Annotated in this window: 16 protein-coding genes; 2 read left to right on the forward strand and 14 right to left on the reverse strand. The window is 35.6% G+C overall.

Features of this window, described 5'->3' with window-relative positions:
* Positions 1 to 17: 17 nt before the first annotated feature.
* From sat to CWS01_RS18055, 5 genes are all read right to left on the reverse strand, one after another.
* Entirely contained in the window at positions 18 to 1,166 is a 1,149-nt protein-coding gene (gene sat / locus CWS01_RS18035; protein ID WP_101178577.1) for a sulfate adenylyltransferase, read from the reverse strand.
* A 68-nt stretch (positions 1,167 to 1,234) separates the two neighbouring features.
* Positions 1,235 to 2,311, reverse strand: a complete 1,077-nt coding sequence (locus tag CWS01_RS18040) for an inorganic phosphate transporter (RefSeq protein ID WP_101178579.1) — start codon at positions 2,309 to 2,311, stop codon at positions 1,235 to 1,237.
* A 16-nt stretch (positions 2,312 to 2,327) separates the two neighbouring features.
* On the reverse strand, positions 2,328 to 3,044 hold the full coding sequence (locus CWS01_RS18045; RefSeq protein ID WP_235852110.1) for a phosphoadenylyl-sulfate reductase: 717 nt from the start codon (positions 3,042 to 3,044) through the stop codon (positions 2,328 to 2,330).
* 396 nt (positions 3,045 to 3,440) lie between these two features.
* Entirely contained in the window at positions 3,441 to 4,025 is a 585-nt protein-coding gene (locus CWS01_RS18050) for an ECF transporter S component (RefSeq protein ID WP_101178581.1), read from the reverse strand.
* A gap of 145 nt (positions 4,026 to 4,170) precedes the next feature.
* The gene (locus tag CWS01_RS18055; protein ID WP_101178582.1) at positions 4,171 to 5,061 is read right to left on the reverse strand and encodes a LysR family transcriptional regulator; all 891 of its coding nucleotides are present in this window, start codon (positions 5,059 to 5,061) and stop codon (positions 4,171 to 4,173) included.
* A gap of 320 nt (positions 5,062 to 5,381) precedes the next feature.
* On the opposite strand from CWS01_RS18055, the gene CWS01_RS18060 reads away from it, so the two are divergent.
* Together CWS01_RS18060 and cysI are read left to right on the forward strand one after the other, a co-directional pair.
* Positions 5,382 to 7,202: an assimilatory sulfite reductase (NADPH) flavoprotein subunit gene (locus tag CWS01_RS18060; protein WP_101178611.1), complete on the forward strand. Its 1,821-nt coding sequence runs from the start codon at positions 5,382 to 5,384 to the stop codon at positions 7,200 to 7,202.
* A gap of 24 nt (positions 7,203 to 7,226) precedes the next feature.
* The gene (gene cysI / locus CWS01_RS18065) at positions 7,227 to 8,945 is read left to right on the forward strand and encodes an assimilatory sulfite reductase (NADPH) hemoprotein subunit (RefSeq protein ID WP_101178584.1); all 1,719 of its coding nucleotides are present in this window, start codon (positions 7,227 to 7,229) and stop codon (positions 8,943 to 8,945) included.
* Positions 8,946 to 9,146: 201 nt separating this feature from the next.
* On the opposite strand, the gene CWS01_RS18070 is transcribed toward cysI, so the two are convergent.
* From CWS01_RS18070 to CWS01_RS18110, 9 genes are all read right to left on the reverse strand, one after another.
* The gene (locus tag CWS01_RS18070) at positions 9,147 to 10,352 is read right to left on the reverse strand and encodes an MFS transporter (protein ID WP_101178586.1); all 1,206 of its coding nucleotides are present in this window, start codon (positions 10,350 to 10,352) and stop codon (positions 9,147 to 9,149) included.
* Between the two features lie 353 nt (positions 10,353 to 10,705).
* Positions 10,706 to 10,900 carry a hypothetical protein gene (locus CWS01_RS18075; protein ID WP_101178588.1) on the reverse strand — a complete coding sequence of 65 codons (195 nt, stop codon included), beginning with the start codon at positions 10,898 to 10,900 and terminating at the stop codon, positions 10,706 to 10,708.
* A gap of 152 nt (positions 10,901 to 11,052) precedes the next feature.
* On the reverse strand, positions 11,053 to 11,694 hold the full coding sequence (locus tag CWS01_RS18080) for an NAD(P)-dependent oxidoreductase (protein WP_101178590.1): 642 nt from the start codon (positions 11,692 to 11,694) through the stop codon (positions 11,053 to 11,055).
* Between the two features lie 63 nt (positions 11,695 to 11,757).
* A complete protein-coding gene (locus tag CWS01_RS18085) occupies positions 11,758 to 12,168 on the reverse strand; it encodes an Rrf2 family transcriptional regulator (protein ID WP_101178591.1) in 411 nt (136 codons plus the stop codon).
* 84 nt (positions 12,169 to 12,252) lie between these two features.
* Positions 12,253 to 12,732, reverse strand: coding sequence for a DMT family transporter (locus CWS01_RS18090; RefSeq protein ID WP_101178593.1), 480 nt, complete (start codon positions 12,730 to 12,732; stop codon positions 12,253 to 12,255).
* Positions 12,733 to 12,755: 23 nt separating this feature from the next.
* Positions 12,756 to 13,445, reverse strand: a complete 690-nt coding sequence (locus tag CWS01_RS18095; protein WP_101178594.1) for a Crp/Fnr family transcriptional regulator — start codon at positions 13,443 to 13,445, stop codon at positions 12,756 to 12,758.
* A gap of 34 nt (positions 13,446 to 13,479) precedes the next feature.
* A complete protein-coding gene (locus tag CWS01_RS18100; protein WP_101178595.1) occupies positions 13,480 to 13,905 on the reverse strand; it encodes a DMT family transporter in 426 nt (141 codons plus the stop codon).
* Between the two features lie 149 nt (positions 13,906 to 14,054).
* Positions 14,055 to 15,686: a ribosomal protection-like ABC-F family protein gene (abc-f, locus tag CWS01_RS18105; protein WP_101178596.1), complete on the reverse strand. Its 1,632-nt coding sequence runs from the start codon at positions 15,684 to 15,686 to the stop codon at positions 14,055 to 14,057.
* Between the two features lie 282 nt (positions 15,687 to 15,968).
* Positions 15,969 to 16,853: an SDR family oxidoreductase gene (locus tag CWS01_RS18110; RefSeq protein WP_101178597.1), complete on the reverse strand. Its 885-nt coding sequence runs from the start codon at positions 16,851 to 16,853 to the stop codon at positions 15,969 to 15,971.
* Positions 16,854 to 16,993 lie beyond the last annotated feature (140 nt).

A 16,993-nucleotide genomic window follows, 5' to 3' on the forward strand; every position in this document is an offset into this window, starting at 1 on the left:
GGTTGTCCCCCATTGCTTTAAGAATGAACTTGTTGGTTTTTCAATCCTTTGATTAATACTTCAACGACTTCTTTGCGGCTAAATGTGCTTGGTGGAATTTCTCCAGCCCTTAATAATTGACGAACTTTAGTGCCAGATAGTATTTCATGATGTTCACTGCCATGTGGACATGTTTTTGTTGATGCCATGTTCTCACATTTTTTGCAATAGAAGCTGTGTTCAAAGAATAATAAATTAATCCCTAACTCTTCTGTTGTAAAGTTATCAAATATTTTTTGTGCATCATATGTGCCATAATAGTTGCCTACTCCAGCATGGTCACGACCAACAATAAAGTGAGTACAGCCATAATTTTTTCTTACCATAGCATGGAAAATTGCTTCTCTTGGTCCAGCATATCGCATTGCAGCAGGGAATACTGCCAAGAATACACGATCTTCTGGATAATAATTTTTCAGCAATACTTGATAGCTTTCCATACGTACATCTGCTGGAATATCATCTGATTTTGTTTCTCCAACAAGAGGGTTTAAAAATAAGCCATCCACTATTTCTAAAGCACTTTTTTGGATATATTCATGTGCGCGGTGAACAGGATTTCTTGTCTGAAAACCAACCACTGTTTTCCAGCCTTTTTCTTGAAAAACAGCTCTTGTTTCTTGTGGATCTAAATAGAAACTAGTGAATTCTGTTTTTTCCACTTTTTTTATTAACTTAATAGAACCGCCAAGATAAACATTTCCTCTTTCAAACATTTTCTTTACGCCAGGGTGTTCCATATCATCTGTTCTATAAACAGAAGTAGCTTCTGTAATTTTATCAGGTACATAAATATCTTCTACTTGAAGGACACCATAAACTTCACCCTTAAATGTAAGCTTTACTGTATCCTTTGTTTCAATATCTTTTATGCTTTCTTCCGTAACAGGCAGTGTAATGGGAATGCTCCAAACTGTCCCGTCTGCTAAACGCATGTTTTCCACAACGGATTCATAGTCTTTTCTTGTTAAAAATCCTGTTAATGGACTATAAGCACCATTTCCAATTAATTCTAAATCACTAAGTGCTATTACATCAATTTCCAATTCTTTTTCTGAACCGTTAAACTTATATTCAGGTTCCCATAAATTAATTAATGTACCGCCATGTGGTTTGCTCAATGCCATTTCCCTACACCTCATTTATTATTATTAAGTATTTATAGTGTTTTACTATGAATTACATTTGAAATTGATTAAATTCCGCCGCCTTCTTCATATACGGATCTGCTATCTTCTCTAATTGATTTTACTAAACTAATTAAACCTAACGTAGCTACTATTACACTAAGTAGTATAAATACATTAAAGAAATCTGATTCAATAAATAGCTGTACTAGCCCATAAGAAATCACTAGAGATAATATTGGAGAAACAAGCCATACTTTTAATATACGGCTAATCACTTGTTTTTTCAACATGCCTATTCCATTCTTTGCTACGCCAATTCCCATAATAGCCGTACTCGTAACTTGCGTTAAAGGTACTGGCAGCCCATATATGGAAGAGATGATAACAAGCGTTGACCCAGTTCCAGAAATAACGCCGCCTTCTAATTTGCTGAAACGGACGATTTTTTTTCCGTTTGTCTGCAATACTCTTCCACCTAAAAGAAAAGCACCAATAGCAATAAAAAAACCGCCAACAATTATTCCTGTCTTCATAGGAATTAGTTCTGCCCCAACTAACGGGCCAATAGCATTTGCTACGTTATTCATTCCAGCAGAAAATGCCTCAAGAAAACCGACAATAATTACAAAAACAGTTAAATATTTTTCATTTTTGCCAACTTGAAGCCATTTTAATTTTTGCTCATACTTATTCATTAGTTTACCTGCAAAAAAAGCTATTCCAAATGCAACTAAAGGAACTAGCAGCCAAAATAAAACAATCCATAAAATATGACCTACAAAAAGACTTTTATAGGCAATTCCTACCCCAACTACACTTCCTACCGTTATTTCACTAGTAGAAAGAGGAATCCCCATTAGATTTGCTATAAATAATGCTATCGCAGCAGAGGATAATATAATCAAAACAATTTCTGCATTTAGAAGAGAACTAGGAATTAATCCCTCTCCAATTGTTTTAACTACTTCACCTCCCCCTATTACAGCACCTAAAAAGATAGCTATTCCACAAATAAGAAGTGCCATTCTTTTATTTGGGATGGCGCCGGATCCGTATGCTACTCCCATACTTGCCGCAGCGCCACTAGCTCCGATATTCATTGCAAAAAATAGTGACATGATACCTGCTAAGATTAAGATCATTTTTCAATTCCTCGAATCATTGTAAATGTAGACCACATTCTGTTTTTCCTTTGCCAGACCATCTTCCTGATCTTAAATCATCCATATTAATGGCAGCCTGTGTACATGTTTTACAGCCAATGCTCGGATATCCTCTGTCATGCAATACATTATAATCTAACTGTTGTTTATGAGCATATCTCCATACATCTTTCCATGTCCAATGAATAAGCGGGCAGACTTTAACAGATTTAAATTTATTGTCTTTATTAATAAACTGTGTGTTTTTTCTTGTTTCAGACTGTTCTCTTCTTAAACCAGAAAGCCAAGCAATGGATCCTGAAAGAACCTCATTTAATGGAGTGACTTTGCGAATTTCACAGCATTTATTTGGAGCTGTTTTCCAAAGTTCATCGCCATATTGTTCCGCTTGTTCTACCAATGTTAATGCTGGTTTTTTCATTTCTATTTGCAAATCTGGATACTTACCTTTTACTTTGTCAATCAATTCATATGTTTCTTGAAAATGAACGTCTGTATCTAAAAATACAATTTTTGCATCTTTTTTTACTTTAGAGATTAAATCTATTAGTACAATGCCTTCAATTCCAAAACTACATGCATAAACTATTTGATCGCCATACGTGTCATATGCCCATTTTATTACTTCGAGCGCACCCTTTGTATCATTATCTATTGAAAAAGGGATTTCTTTAAAATTATCGATAGTTTCGTATGTTACTAGTTGCCCCAATTTACAATGCTCCCTTCCTTTATCAAAAAAACTGCTATTTGTCATAATAATTCTGCTCTCTTCTAGAAGCAATTTGTCCTTCATGCTGAATTATAAAAAAACTTCCCGACTTGGAAAAATAACCATTTGTTTAATTTAGCAGTCTGCATCATTTACAGAATATTGGACATCATAGGGCCAATTTCCTCTGTCACTCTTGATAAGTGTTGTTTTTTCTAAATTTTATCACAATTGCTATTATTGTCAATAAGTGTTACTAGTTGTTTAGTCGGAATTAATTTAATAAGAAATAGGATCTCATCTCCTATTTCTTATTCTATATAAAGTAGCTTATGAAAAATACATAAAAAAATTTCCTGTTTTTAAGATAGAAATTACTTTTCTTCATTGAAACTGCTATTTTTGTGCCTTTAACAATGGTTTTGCGATAATTGGAACAAGTATACCTGAAAGGATTGCTTCTGTCACACCATTTGTTCCGACAATACCAAGCAAGGCTGGCAATAGCAGGCTAACATCCATTTCCATATAGTTAGCATATGGTTTACTGTAAAATAAATAAATAAGTCCTAATACTAGCACAGTATTCGTTAATGAACCGGCTACGCCAGCAATGCTCATAGCTCCTGTATCGTTCATTTTACTTTTTAACGCTTTATGGTAAATATAACCTGCTACTATTCCTATTAATATGCGCGGTAAAACGGAAATAAGTGGATTTGTAAAGATAATAGGAGCAATAGGGCTCGTTGGAAAAGTATAAGCTCGTACAAAAGTAATAATCCCCCATACTCCCCCAATAATCGCTCCATCACGAGGACCTAATACAATAGCTGCAATAATAACAGTAACTTGAATCACGGTTAAACTAAGTGGGCCAATTGGAATCAAGCCAAGAAGCGGAATCGTTGTTTGCAGTACGATAATTGCTGAAAACATTCCTAATAAAGCAAGGCGAAAAGTTTTATTCTTTTTTTTCATCTGGATACTCCTTTTGCTAAGGCCATCATAAATTAATTGATTTTGTTTCATGAATGAAGCCGTTATTAAAAATTACCATTGTTATTCTACTATAAATAGAAAATGAAATCAGAAAAATTTTTCTCCCTTGCTAATTATTCATTTCTCATTTATTTGTATAAACTTCGGATAATGCTTCTATAAATATTTTTACATTCTTTTTATCCTTCATAATCGGGGAATATACATAAGACAGCGTTCGGATGAATGATTGATTTTTCAACTTTACAATAGAAAGACTTTTCTGCTGAACATCTCTTTCAATAACACTATGAGATAAAAGAGAGAGCCCTTTACCTCTTATAAGCGTTTCTTTAATTCCTTGGTTGCTGCTGATAGTCAAAAATGACTTTGCCTTTAAACCATTGGATCTCAGAACATGATCTAAATATTCTCTAGTACCAGAACCAACCTCTCTCGTTATCCAATGTTCATTTTGCAAATCAGCTATCTCCACTTTCTCCTTCTTAGTCAATCTATGACAGTTAGAGGAAACTATAAATAACTCATCTTCCATAAAAGCATGCACAGATAAATCCTTTTCATTCGTCTGTCCTTCAATTAATCCAATATCTACTTGAAAAAGGCGCACCAATTGGACAATCTCTTCTGTATTTCCAATTACTACCTCTAACTGTAAACTTGGATATTTATTCTGCAGATCCAATAGTATTGCTGGCAGAATATATTCTCCAATAGTAAAGCTTGCTCCAATTTTTAATTCGCCCTTAATAGAATGATGATGCTCTAAAATACTTTGCCGTGTTTGTTCGTAAATAGAAATCATTTGCAGTGCACAATCGTATAATAGCTCACCAGTTGGAGTGATTTTTAATGACTTAGGGGAGCGTTCGAACAGCTTTGTTTGGAAATCTCTTTCTAAGTTCTTAATATGTAAGCTTACACTTGGCTGAGACATAAGGAGTTTTTCTGCTGTTTTTGTGAAGTTTTTCACTTCAACAAGAGTGACAAATGTTTTCAAAGCATCGTATTGCATACAATCTCCCCTAACTATTAATTTTTTTTATAGTTGTGATAAATTATATGTATTTTACTAATTCTAATTCTTCCAGTAAAGTACATTATAATACTATTTTTTTTATAATAAAGAAACTTGGCTTTTAAAACTCTTAATTCCGATTTGTCTGATTGGATTAATTAAAATATTAATGACATATTCCCATTTTCATTATAAAATAAATGTTGAGAAAAATCGGACGTTTCTTTATTCAAATATTAATGTTCTTATTTGCCTTTATCCTGCAAATTGCGGGATAAAATGCTTATATTGTCTATATCTTTTGTGAGGTGATCATGTTGCAGCTTCAAGTAACAAACAGTCCATTTAATCCAGAACAAGTTGAACTACTCAATCAATTGCTTCCAAATTTAACAGCAACACAAAAAATTTGGCTAAGCGGCTATCTAACAGCAACACAAAATGCAATTACAGCAGAAAATGAACCACAGGCAGCAACTCAGGCTAATGTGGCTAACGTAAAAGCGATCTCTAAAGAAATTACTATCCTTTATGGATCACAAACAGGCACTGCACAGGGCATTGCTGAAACTAAAGGAAAAGTTTTAACAGAAAAAGGCTTTAATGTAACCGTCTCTTCTATGAATGACTTTAAACCAAATAATCTGAAAAAGGTCAAAAATCTGCTTATTGTTGTAAGTACACATGGAGAAGGGGATCCGCCTGACAATGCGATAACTTTCCACGAATTTCTGCATGGCAAACGTGCTCCAAAACTAGATGAGCTTAACTTTTCCGTTTTATCCTTAGGAGATAGTTCCTACGAATTCTTCTGTGAAACAGGGAAGGAATTTGATCAGCGTTTAGAAGAACTTGGGGCAAACCGCATAGCAAATCGTGTAGATTGTGATCTAGATTATGATGAGCCAAGCGAAGAATGGTTTAATGATGTATTATCTCAACTTAGCGCAACAGCAGTTGAGAATTCAGCTGTGCAAACAAATGCAAGCAATGCCCCTGCTACTGAATCGGTATATTCAAGAACTAATCCGTTTAAAGCAGAAGTTCTTGATATTATTAATTTAAATGGGCGAGGCTCTGATAAGCAAACTCTTCATATTGAATTATCCCTTGAAGGATCTAATCTGACCTATCAGCCTGGAGATGCGCTTGGCATTTACCCTGAAAATAATCCTAACCTTGTGGACATACTTTTAGAAGCATTAAACTTTTCGCCTGAAGAGATTGTAACAGTTAATAAACAAGGAGATGTTCGTTCACTAAGAGATGCGCTTATCTCTAATTTTGAAATAACTGTTTTAACAAAACCTTTACTTGAGCAAGCTGCAAAGCTATCAAGCAATAAAGAGCTTTTAGAACTTGTTTCTGCGGAAAACACTGGTAAGCTTAAAGCATACATCCATGGTCGAGACCTGCTTGATTTAGTACAAGACTTTGGTCCTTTTAGCTTCTCCGCACAAGACTTTGTAAATATTCTTAGAAAAATACCAGCACGTCTTTATTCGATTGCGAGCAGTTATTCAGCTAATCCTGATGAAGTGCATTTAACAATAGGGGCTGTGCGCTACGAATCAAATAACAGGGATAGAGAAGGAGTTTGCTCCATCCTTTGTGCTGATCGCCTGCAGCCAGGAGACACATTGCCAATCTATATTCAGCATAACCAAAACTTTAAGCTTCCTGAAAATCCAGAGACACCAATCATTATGGTAGGACCTGGTACAGGTATTGCACCATTCCGCGCATTTATGCAAGAAAGAGAAGAAATAGGAGCAGAAGGAAAATCATGGTTATTCTTTGGTGATCAACATTTTGTTACTGACTTCCTTTATCAAACGGAATGGCAAAACCTGATCAAAAATGATGTTCTGACAAAAATGGATGTTGCTTTTTCACGTGATAGTGAGAAAAAAGTATACGTTCAACACCGTATGCTTGAAAATAGTAAAGAATTATTTAATTGGCTAGAAGAAGGAGCAGTTGTTTACATCTGTGGAGATGAAAAACATATGGCTCACGATGTTCATAAAACCCTTATTGATATTGTTGAAAAAGAAGGCAACTTAAGCAGGGAAAAAGCAGAAGAATACATTGCTTCTATGCAGCAGGCAAAACGTTATCAACGAGATGTTTACTGATTTCTACCGAAAGGAGTTTTTCAAATGGTTAACCCAATATTAAAAGCACCAGAAGGATCGCCAAGTGATGTAGAGCGCATTAAAGAGGAGAGCAACTACCTTCGCGGAACATTACACGAGTCGATGCTTGAGCCCCTTAGCTCCGGCATCTCAGAAGACGATAATCGCCTAATGAAATTCCATGGCAGCTATTTGCAAGATGATAGAGACTTGCGCAACGAGCGCCAAAAACAAAAGTTAGAACCTGCCTATCAGTTTATGCTGCGCGTACGTACGCCAGGAGGTGTCTCAACACCTGAGCAATGGCTGGTTATGGATGAGCTGGCTGAAAAGTACGGAAACCAAACATTAAAACTATCAACAAGACAAGCATTCCAAATGCATGGAATCCTTAAATGGAATATGAAAAAAACCATTCAGGAAATTCATGCTTCTCTTTTAGATACTATCGCAGCATGCGGAGACGTAAACCGTAACGTTATGTGCAATCCGAATCCATATCAATCTCAGTTACACGCAGAGGTTTTTGAATGGTCTAAAAAATTAAGTGATTACTTATTGCCGCGCACAAGAGCGTATCATGAATTATGGCTAGATGAAGAAAAAGTTCTTTCTACTCCTGAACAAGAAGAAGTAGAACCAATGTATGGACCTCTTTATTTGCCAAGAAAATTTAAAATCGGTATCGCTTTACCTCCAGCCAATGATATCGATGTTTTCTCCCAAGATTTAGGTCTTATTGCAATTATTGAAGAAGATAAACTTATCGGATTTAATGTGGCAATTGGAGGCGGAATGGGAATGACACATGGGGATAAAGCTACCTATCCTCAATTAGCTAAAGTAATCGGATTCTGTACACCAGATAAGATACTGGAATTAGCAGAAAAAGTTATTACAATCCAACGAGATTACGGTAATCGTTCTGTTCGTAAAAATGCTCGTTTTAAATATACAGTTGACCGCCTAGGTTTAGAAAATGTAGTAGAAGAATTAGAAAATCGTTTAGGCTGGAAACTAGAAGAAGCTAAATCTTATAAATTTGAACATAATACAGATCGCTACGGCTGGATAAAAGGAATTAACGAAAAATGGCACTTCACACTATTTGTTGAGGGCGGCCGTGTTGCTGACTACAAAGACTATCAATTAAAAACAGGCTTGCGTGAAATTGCAAAAATTCATACCGGAGACTTCCGCTTAACTGGTAATCAAAACCTAGTAATTGCCAATATTTCCAGCCAGGAAAAGAAAAAAATTAGTGATTTAATAGATCAGTATGGTCTAACTGACGGTCAACACCATTCAGCACTTCGCCGCAGCTCTATTGCTTGTGCTTCTCTTCCAACTTGCGGTTTAGCAATGGCAGAAGCTGAAAGATACTTGCCAACATTAATTACGAAGATTGAGGAGATTGTCAATGAGAATGGTCTTCGTGATGAAGAAATTACTATTCGCATGACAGGCTGTCCAAATGGATGTGCGCGCCATGCCCTTGGAGAAATTGCTTTTATCGGAAAATCTCCTGGGAAATATAATATGTATCTAGGTGCTGCATATGACGGTAGCCGCTTAAGCAAACTTTACAGAGAAAATGTTGGTGAAGAAGACATTCTAAATGAATTGCGCGTTCTTCTTCCTCGCTTCGCAAAAGAACGTCTTGAAGGCGAACACTTTGGAGATTTTGTTATTCGTGCAGAAGTAGTTAAAGCCGTTACTGATGGCACAAATTTTCATGATTGATTAATAAAAAGGCTTCCTCAAGTGGTCTAACCCACAAGAGGAGGCTTTTTTCGTATAGAAAACAACAATCTTCTATTTAAGATTAAAGATAATGCTGTGATGATAGAACTCACAGCATTATTTCTTCTATTACTAGCTACAAGATAAAAAAACTCTAAGATAAAATATCTGCATATTTATCTTAGAGAATGATTTATTATATTATGATTCTGCTATATTGATTTTCTGATTCTTTTTAGCCGTTCGTTTTTGCCAAGTAATTGATCCAAACAATGTTAAGGTAATAAGAACAAGCCCCAAAACAAAAGGATACATAATATTCACATCATAAATGATGCCGGCAAGCAGAGGACCAAGAACATTTCCTGTGCTCATATAGGCATTATTCATTCCCATTGCAAAGCCTTGTTCATTGCCTGCAAGCTTTGAAATAAGTGTGTTAAGCACTGGCCTAAGAATAGATGTCGCAAGAAATATTAAAAGGGTAACGCCAAAAAACACCCCATAGCTTGATGCCATTAATGACAACAAGAAACCAATAGCTGCAATTCCTAAAAAGAGTATTAAAACATTCGCTTCACCAATGCGCGCAACAATTCGATCTACAACAAATAGCTGAACAATAACACTAATGATTCCTGTAGCGGTAATCATAACAGCAATTTCCTGAGGTGTTGCCCCATACTGATTATCTACAAAAAGGCCGAGAACTGATTCATATGCCATTAATCCAAAACTCATCACAAGTGTAATGACAAGTGGGATAAAATAAGGCATTTTGACAGAACGAGCCATCTTTTTTGCCATAGATTCATTATCTAGTGTATTCGTTCCTCCTTGAGCTCCTACCTTTTGACTTTCTTCTAAGATAATAATAGAAAAGATAACCGCAACTAAGGACACCAAAGCTGAAATTAAAAAAGGCGCCTTCAATCCAAATTTTGTTAAGAAACCACCTATGCCTGGACCGATTACTATGCCTAATGACATAGCAGCTGATACAAGGCTGTTTCCTCTTGCTCTTTGATCGATTGTTGTAATATCAGCCACATATGCAAATATTGCAGGAACTAATAAAGCTGCTCCCACACCACCAATAACTCGAGAAAAATAAAGCCACCAAATATTATCAAATATATAAAAGATAAACATAGAAGCCGTTAATCCGACCAAACCATAAATAATCATTTTTCTTCGTCCATATTGATCTGTCCACTTCCCAGCTATCGGAGAAAACACGAGCTGGGCACCAGCAAAAATAGCCACCATTAGCCCTGCTGCTGTTCCCCCTTGATTGATAGATATCAAATACTGGGGCAGAATGGGAATAACAATCCCAAAACTGCCTATTGCAATAAACATATTAATCATTAATATGGACAGTTTTCTTTTTTGTTCTTTCGCCATAAATTTCTCTCCTTCTTTCTCTCTTTATTAGACAATAAAGAATCCTATCCGTCATAATCGGATAGGATTCTTCAAACCGCTTAAAAGGGGCCCAATGCTAGGGCAGCATTAGGGTGATAATTACCTTTTTCTAAGAAAGTATAGACTAATCCTATTCAAAAATGACTTCGATTTTTTTCGAATGTATTTTTAAAATAAGATTAGTAGATCATCGCCCCATGGTCACCCTTTCATTTTTTGTAGTCTCATCATACAATGTATATATATATATTTCAAGTAATGCCAAGTAAAAATATAATAAAATAATTGTTTATTAACAGCCTAATTGTATTATTTTGAAATTTTTCCAACAATTATTTTTTCCCTTTCATCCACTGTGTACCCAATAAACCAATAAGTAAAATAATGATCGAGATAATACTATAGTCTTTAAAAAAGCTTGTGAAGGGAATTTTTAAAAACATGCATACTGCCGTAATTATTCTTCCTGCCAATAATAATAATCCTATAACCAACATCCAATTTAGAAGTTTTTCTAACCACTTCATCTATTTGGCACCTTCATCCTTTCTTTTTCCTATAACTATTCACTATTATAACTGATTGTTTATTTAATTAATCAAATTTTTCTATAGCCATTCTTATGTGTCAATGTGGAAAACATCGTCTACTAGATGCAGAAGATGTTAATCCAATAATACTAGTTTTGACCTTTTTCGGAGGCTACCGTAAAGCGTTTATTTATATGTTTTCCTTTTTCTATCTCATCGACTATCGCAATGGCATAATCCGCATAGCTGACATAGCTTTGACCTGACTTATTTACTAATAAATGATCCAAACCTTCTATATAACTTCCAGTACGGACACCTTCAGGATCAAATTCAGCAGATGGGCTTAAGAAAGTCCATTTTATACCCGAATCCTCCAAATCGAGCAAGTTTTGTAATTGATTCATTGCTGTCGGCCTTACAAAATCAGGGAATTCAGGAGTTTCAGCAACCCGAATCTTTTTATCAGGATCAACAAATAGACTGCCTGCACCGCCAACAACAATTAGACGAGTTTTCATTCCATCAAAAATAGAAATTAAATGTCTCCCTCCTTCTACATGTAGATGTTCTGATCCAAATGGTGCACCAAAAGCATTTACAATAACATCAAATGCTGCCACATCGTCTTTGGTTAAATGAAATATATCCTTATTAATAACCCCTATTGATCCTTCTTCTAGTTTCTCGGCATTTCTAATAATTGCTGTAACATCATGATTTCTTGCAAAGGATTCTTTTAAAATAGCTTTTCCTGCTTTTCCAGTAGCACCAATAATTCCAACTTTCATTTTTAGCATCCCCCAATCGTAATAATAATTGTTACTATTATATTTTAATAAAAGATCAGCTTACTATCTAAACTGACCTATTACTTGTTGTAATGTTTTTGAAGCAAGTGCTCGTTCAGACTCTTCCTGCACTTCTTCAAAAACTGTCTTTAAAGCTGATTCTATATTTCTGCCTACATCACAAGCGGAATTTGTTCCTGAATGAATGGAAAATAGCTCATTCTCTGGATCAACTGCTCGCAAAATCTCAAGTAAATTAATCTCAGCAGGTTTTTTCACTAACATTAATCCACGATTTTTATGTTTTGGTTTTATTAAGTTTGCTTTTTTTAAAAAACCGCACATACGTCGCACTACTACTGGATTAGTATTAATGCTTCCTGCTATCATTTCGGATGTTACTTGTTCTGCATCCTTACTAAGAGCGACTATAGACAGTATATGGATACCTACAGCTAAACGGTTGTTAACCATCTTCGCACCACCTACGCAACTATTATAGTTACCATTTTATCTTTTTGCAAGCTTCTCATTTTTTATATCTACATGGACGTTCTTTCACTCAGATTGCTCTGTTCGTTTTTTGGCAAAAACAAAGGCACCATTGCCTCCAAATTTGAACAAAAAGATTCCCCCAGTTAAAATGAGGACACCAACTAATTGCTTAGAAGTAAAGGGAACTTTCTCTAATCCCATCCACCCCATTGAATCTAGCAGCAAAGCAAATGCTAACTGTGAAATTAAAACAATAGATATGGCGTAAGTTGGTCCTAAAAACCTAACTCCTTTTGTTACACATGTAACAACGCCTACTCCAATTAATCCGCTGAACCAATACCATACTTGCATATTGTCTAAAGCAAACAACTGCTTTCCTTCTATTATAAAACCAATTGTGAAAGAAGCTAAAAAACCCATTCCCAAAACAATCGTCGTTGTTGTCCAAGATCCTGTACGCTCATTTACTTTACTATTAAATATATTCTGCAGACCTACAAGAGAACCTGCAATGATCGATAAAACTATTCCAATAATCATCTTTATAGCTCCTAATGTTTTATTTATTCGTATATATTATCTCCAGCTAGTCGTTTTAATCCTTCTCGACTCTTCACATAGATAGATCCTCTTTGTCTTTCAATTAACCCATCTGCCAAAAACTTTTGAATGACACGATTTACATGACGATAACTTGTGCCAATTAGGTTTGCGGCATCTCTTATATGAACCATACTCCCCTTCTCTCCGTCTGGGGATTCCATTTCTTGAGAAGAGACGGATAACAAATAACTAGCTAGCCTTACTTCAACAGGATAAAATAGATTAAATGTTAATGAACTATTTTTCAACTGGAATTTTTCAGTAATAATATCAAGAAGAAAATTTAATAACGGTGCATGATCTTTCGCGTATTTTTTGAGTACCGCATACGGAACGCTAATCATTGAAACAGCAGAAACCGCCTCAACCGTATTAATAATATCAATGCCTCTTATATATTCAATGTCTCCAATAATTTCAACGGGGTTTTTAAAGGATAAGATTAATGTTCTTCCTTCTGCTGACGTGGTGTATACTTTAATTTTTCCCTCTACTAAAATATATAAATTTTTAGCCAATTGACCTTGGGAACAAATCACTTCTCCTTCAGCAAAATTATCTAAAGATAATAAGTGCTGCACTTCCTCAGGAAAAACAGACTCTATTTTATATTTTCTTAAATAGGTATTTATAATCTCTAAATTTTTCATTCTCCACCACCTAAAGGTCATGTTTTTCCATTTTTTAAAAGCTCAATATTAATACACCGGCTATCATCATAGCGATGCCTATAAATTGAGGAAATGCCATCTTTTGTTTCTTTACTCCAAACCATCCTTTGCCGTCCACTAGAAATGTGATGCCTAACTGAGCAATTAACAAAACCGCAATGGTAAGCGTAACTCCAATCAACTGTATTCCTTTTACATTACTAAAAATAACGATAGCCGCAAAAGTCCCCCCAAATAGGTACAATGGCTTTACACGCTTTATTTGTGCCCAATTGCCATCTTTTATAACCACTAATACTAATAATGCTGCAACAAATCCCGTTAATTGTGTAAGTGCTGCAGCTTGCCATGTTCCAATACTTTCACTAATGGCTGTGTTGGCAACACCCTGGATGGTAATAAAAGCTCCCCCTAATACTGCAAATATACTTCCTTTCATTTTACACTCTCCAAATTTGACTTCTTTTCTATTAAATAATAAAGGATTATAGATAGGAAAGGACATATGTCCTAAAAATCATATTTAAAAAAGAAGGCATATTTTAATATTGAAAACATGCCTTCTTTTTTAAAACATCTCAAGATAATTTATGACAGCTCTTTTATTTGCTTTGTTAATTCTTGAAACCTCTTATCCAGTTCTACATATACTTCATCTTTCTGCTGCAGAAAACTTAATTTCCCAAGTACTTCTTGACGCTCTGTTTCAAGCCTCATCCGTTGCTCTAAAAAATCATCCTCTATGCTTAGCATGTTCTTAGACTGTTTTGCCACACCATTATTAGCAACTACTAGTTGATTAGTAGTCGTTTTTTCGAGGAAATATTGATCATGAGACACTACAAGAAGTGTACCCGTATATTGAGCCAATGTTTGTTCCAGCTGCTCACGGGAAGGCAAATCTAAGTGATTAGTTGGTTCATCTAAAATAAGCACATCTTTTTCTTCTAATATATACTTCATTAGTTTACATTTAACGCGCTCGCCCATACTCATATTCTTTATTGGCTCTGTCCATTGGGAAGCAGAAAAGCCTAAATGCTTCATTAGGTTTTGAACTTTGCCTCTTTCCTCAAACGTTTCTTTATAAAATAATTGTTCTGGAGTTTTTTCAGTTGGCAGATCAAACACTTCCTGTGTTAAGTAGCCAATATTGGCAGAAGGAGATAACCATACTTCTCCTTCTGCTGTCTCCTGCCCCATGATTATTTTCAATAAAGTCGTTTTCCCGCTGCCATTCGGACCAACTAATGCCATTTTTTCTCCATGCTGAATGGTGAAGTGGACATTTTTAAAAAGAGATGTCCGATTAAAAGACTTGTTTAAATGCTTTACTTCTAAGAAACGTTTCCCTTTTTTATGATTAGACTGGATAGAAAATTGAACTTCATGATTTGGTTTTACTTGCTCTACTTTCTTTTCCTGCAACTCTTTTTCCAACCGCTTTTGTTTCGACTTGACTTGAGCATCCATTCTTTTGGCCTTCATTCGGTAATATTCCTTAGTACCTTCTTGCTTTGTTGACTGTGCATGTGCCTTTTGGGACCATGAAGTCAATTCTTTCATTTGTGTTTCAATTCGCTCTATTTGTTTTTGCTGCTTCTCATACTCCCGCTGTTGTGTAATTCTTTTTTGCTCTCTCCACTTTTGATAACCTGTATAATTCCCCTTATGCTCCACTAGCTTTTTTTCTTCTATCGACCATATTTTTGTTGCGACTTTATCTAAAAAATAGCGATCATGAGAGACAAGGATTATTGTTTTTTTGCTCCTTTTTATATGATTAATGAGAACTTCCATGCTGCGCTCATCTAAATGATTGGTTGGTTCATCTAACAATAACAATCCTGCATCTTGTGCGAACCCATGCGCAAGTCTGAGTTTCAGCTTCTCCCCACCGCTCATATACTGATAATCCGTCATGGGCAAATTCCACTTTGCCATCAATTCCGCTTCTTTAGCAGTTGCTTCCTTCACTTCATAGTGTTCCTGCTCTTGCTCCACATATGCTACAGCCATATTAGTTCCATGCCACTGAATTTCTCCTTCAGTTGGATGGGCATTCCCTCTTATTAATTGCAGTAAAGTCGATTTACCAGATCCATTTTTGCCTATTAAACCAATTATCTCTCCCTGCTTTACCGTTGCATTTATCTTTTCAAAAAGAATAGCATTCATTATTTCATAGGTTATACTTTGCAATTTTAATAATTCTTTCATACATTATCCCTCTTTCTTTAAGGGAGAATAAAAAATCCTCCCAATTTTATTGGAAGGATTAGTCGGCATTTTTTGTACACAAATAAGCTATCAAATAAATAGCTGTGCATCTATATGGAAAATGGGCAGACTAATCCTATTTTAATAAGCAGAAATTTTTAGTTTCAACTTGGAAAAATAAGATTAGTACTTCATCGTTCACCCATCACTCCCTCTTAACATTAATAATTAAATTATAGCATAACCCTGCGCTCTATTAAAATAGATATATGCCCATTATGATTATGCTAACTCTACTCCGCCAGTAACTCCATATACTTGTGCTGTTACATAGCTGGATTCTGTGGATGCTAAGAATACATAAACACTAGATAATTCCACAGGCTGCCCAGCACGTTTTAGCGGTGTATCTTGCCCAAATGCCGGTATAGCATCACTAGGCTGTCCTCCAGAAATTTGCAGCGGTGTCCAAATAGGTCCTGGGGCAACAGAATTTACGCGAATTCCTTTTGAAGCTACTTGTTTTGCTAATCCCCGTGTAAATCCAGTAATCGCAAATTTAGTTGCTGCATAATCGAGTAGATTTGGACTTGGATTATAACCCTGAACAGAAGTCGTTGTGATAATAGATGCCCCTTCTGGCAAGTAAGGCATGGCAGCTTTCACTATCCAGTATAAAGAAAAAACATTTACCTCAAATGTTTTACGGATTTGTTCTGTTGTAAGATCTGCAATATCTTCTACCGCCTGCTGTTTCCCAGCAACTAATGCAAGCACGTCTAATCCATCCAGTTCAGCATAAGCTTTGTCTACAAGCTCCTTGCAAAAAGCCTCATCGCTTAAGTCACCAGGGATAAGCACAGCCTTGCGACCCTCTGTTTCAATTAATTTCTTTACTTCTTCTGCATCCGGCTGTTCTTCTGGCAAATAATTCAAAACAATATCTGCTCCTTCTCTAGCATAAGCAATAGCTGCTGCACGGCCTATACCTGAATCACCGCCAGTTATTAGCGCCTTTCTTCCTTTTAATCTGCCTGTACCTTTATAGCTTTTTTCTCCGCAGTCTGGGACAATTTCCATTTTGCCTTGAACAGCTGGAGGTTCTTGATATTGTTTTGGGTATTCCTCGTTATAGTACTGTGTTAATGGGCTTTTTGGTTGAGCCATTTTTATCTCTCCTTTTGTAAGTAGACTGATATTCATTAGATATTATTTACTGTTTACTTAATATTCTTTTTTTGTTTTCCCTTTTCTATTTTTGATAAACAAAAAAGACTATAGAAAAATGATATGCTCCCTCTATGGTA

Source organism: Niallia nealsonii, from assembly GCF_002835805.1.
GTDB classification, from domain to species: Bacteria; Bacillota; Bacilli; order Bacillales; family Cytobacillaceae; genus Niallia; species Niallia nealsonii.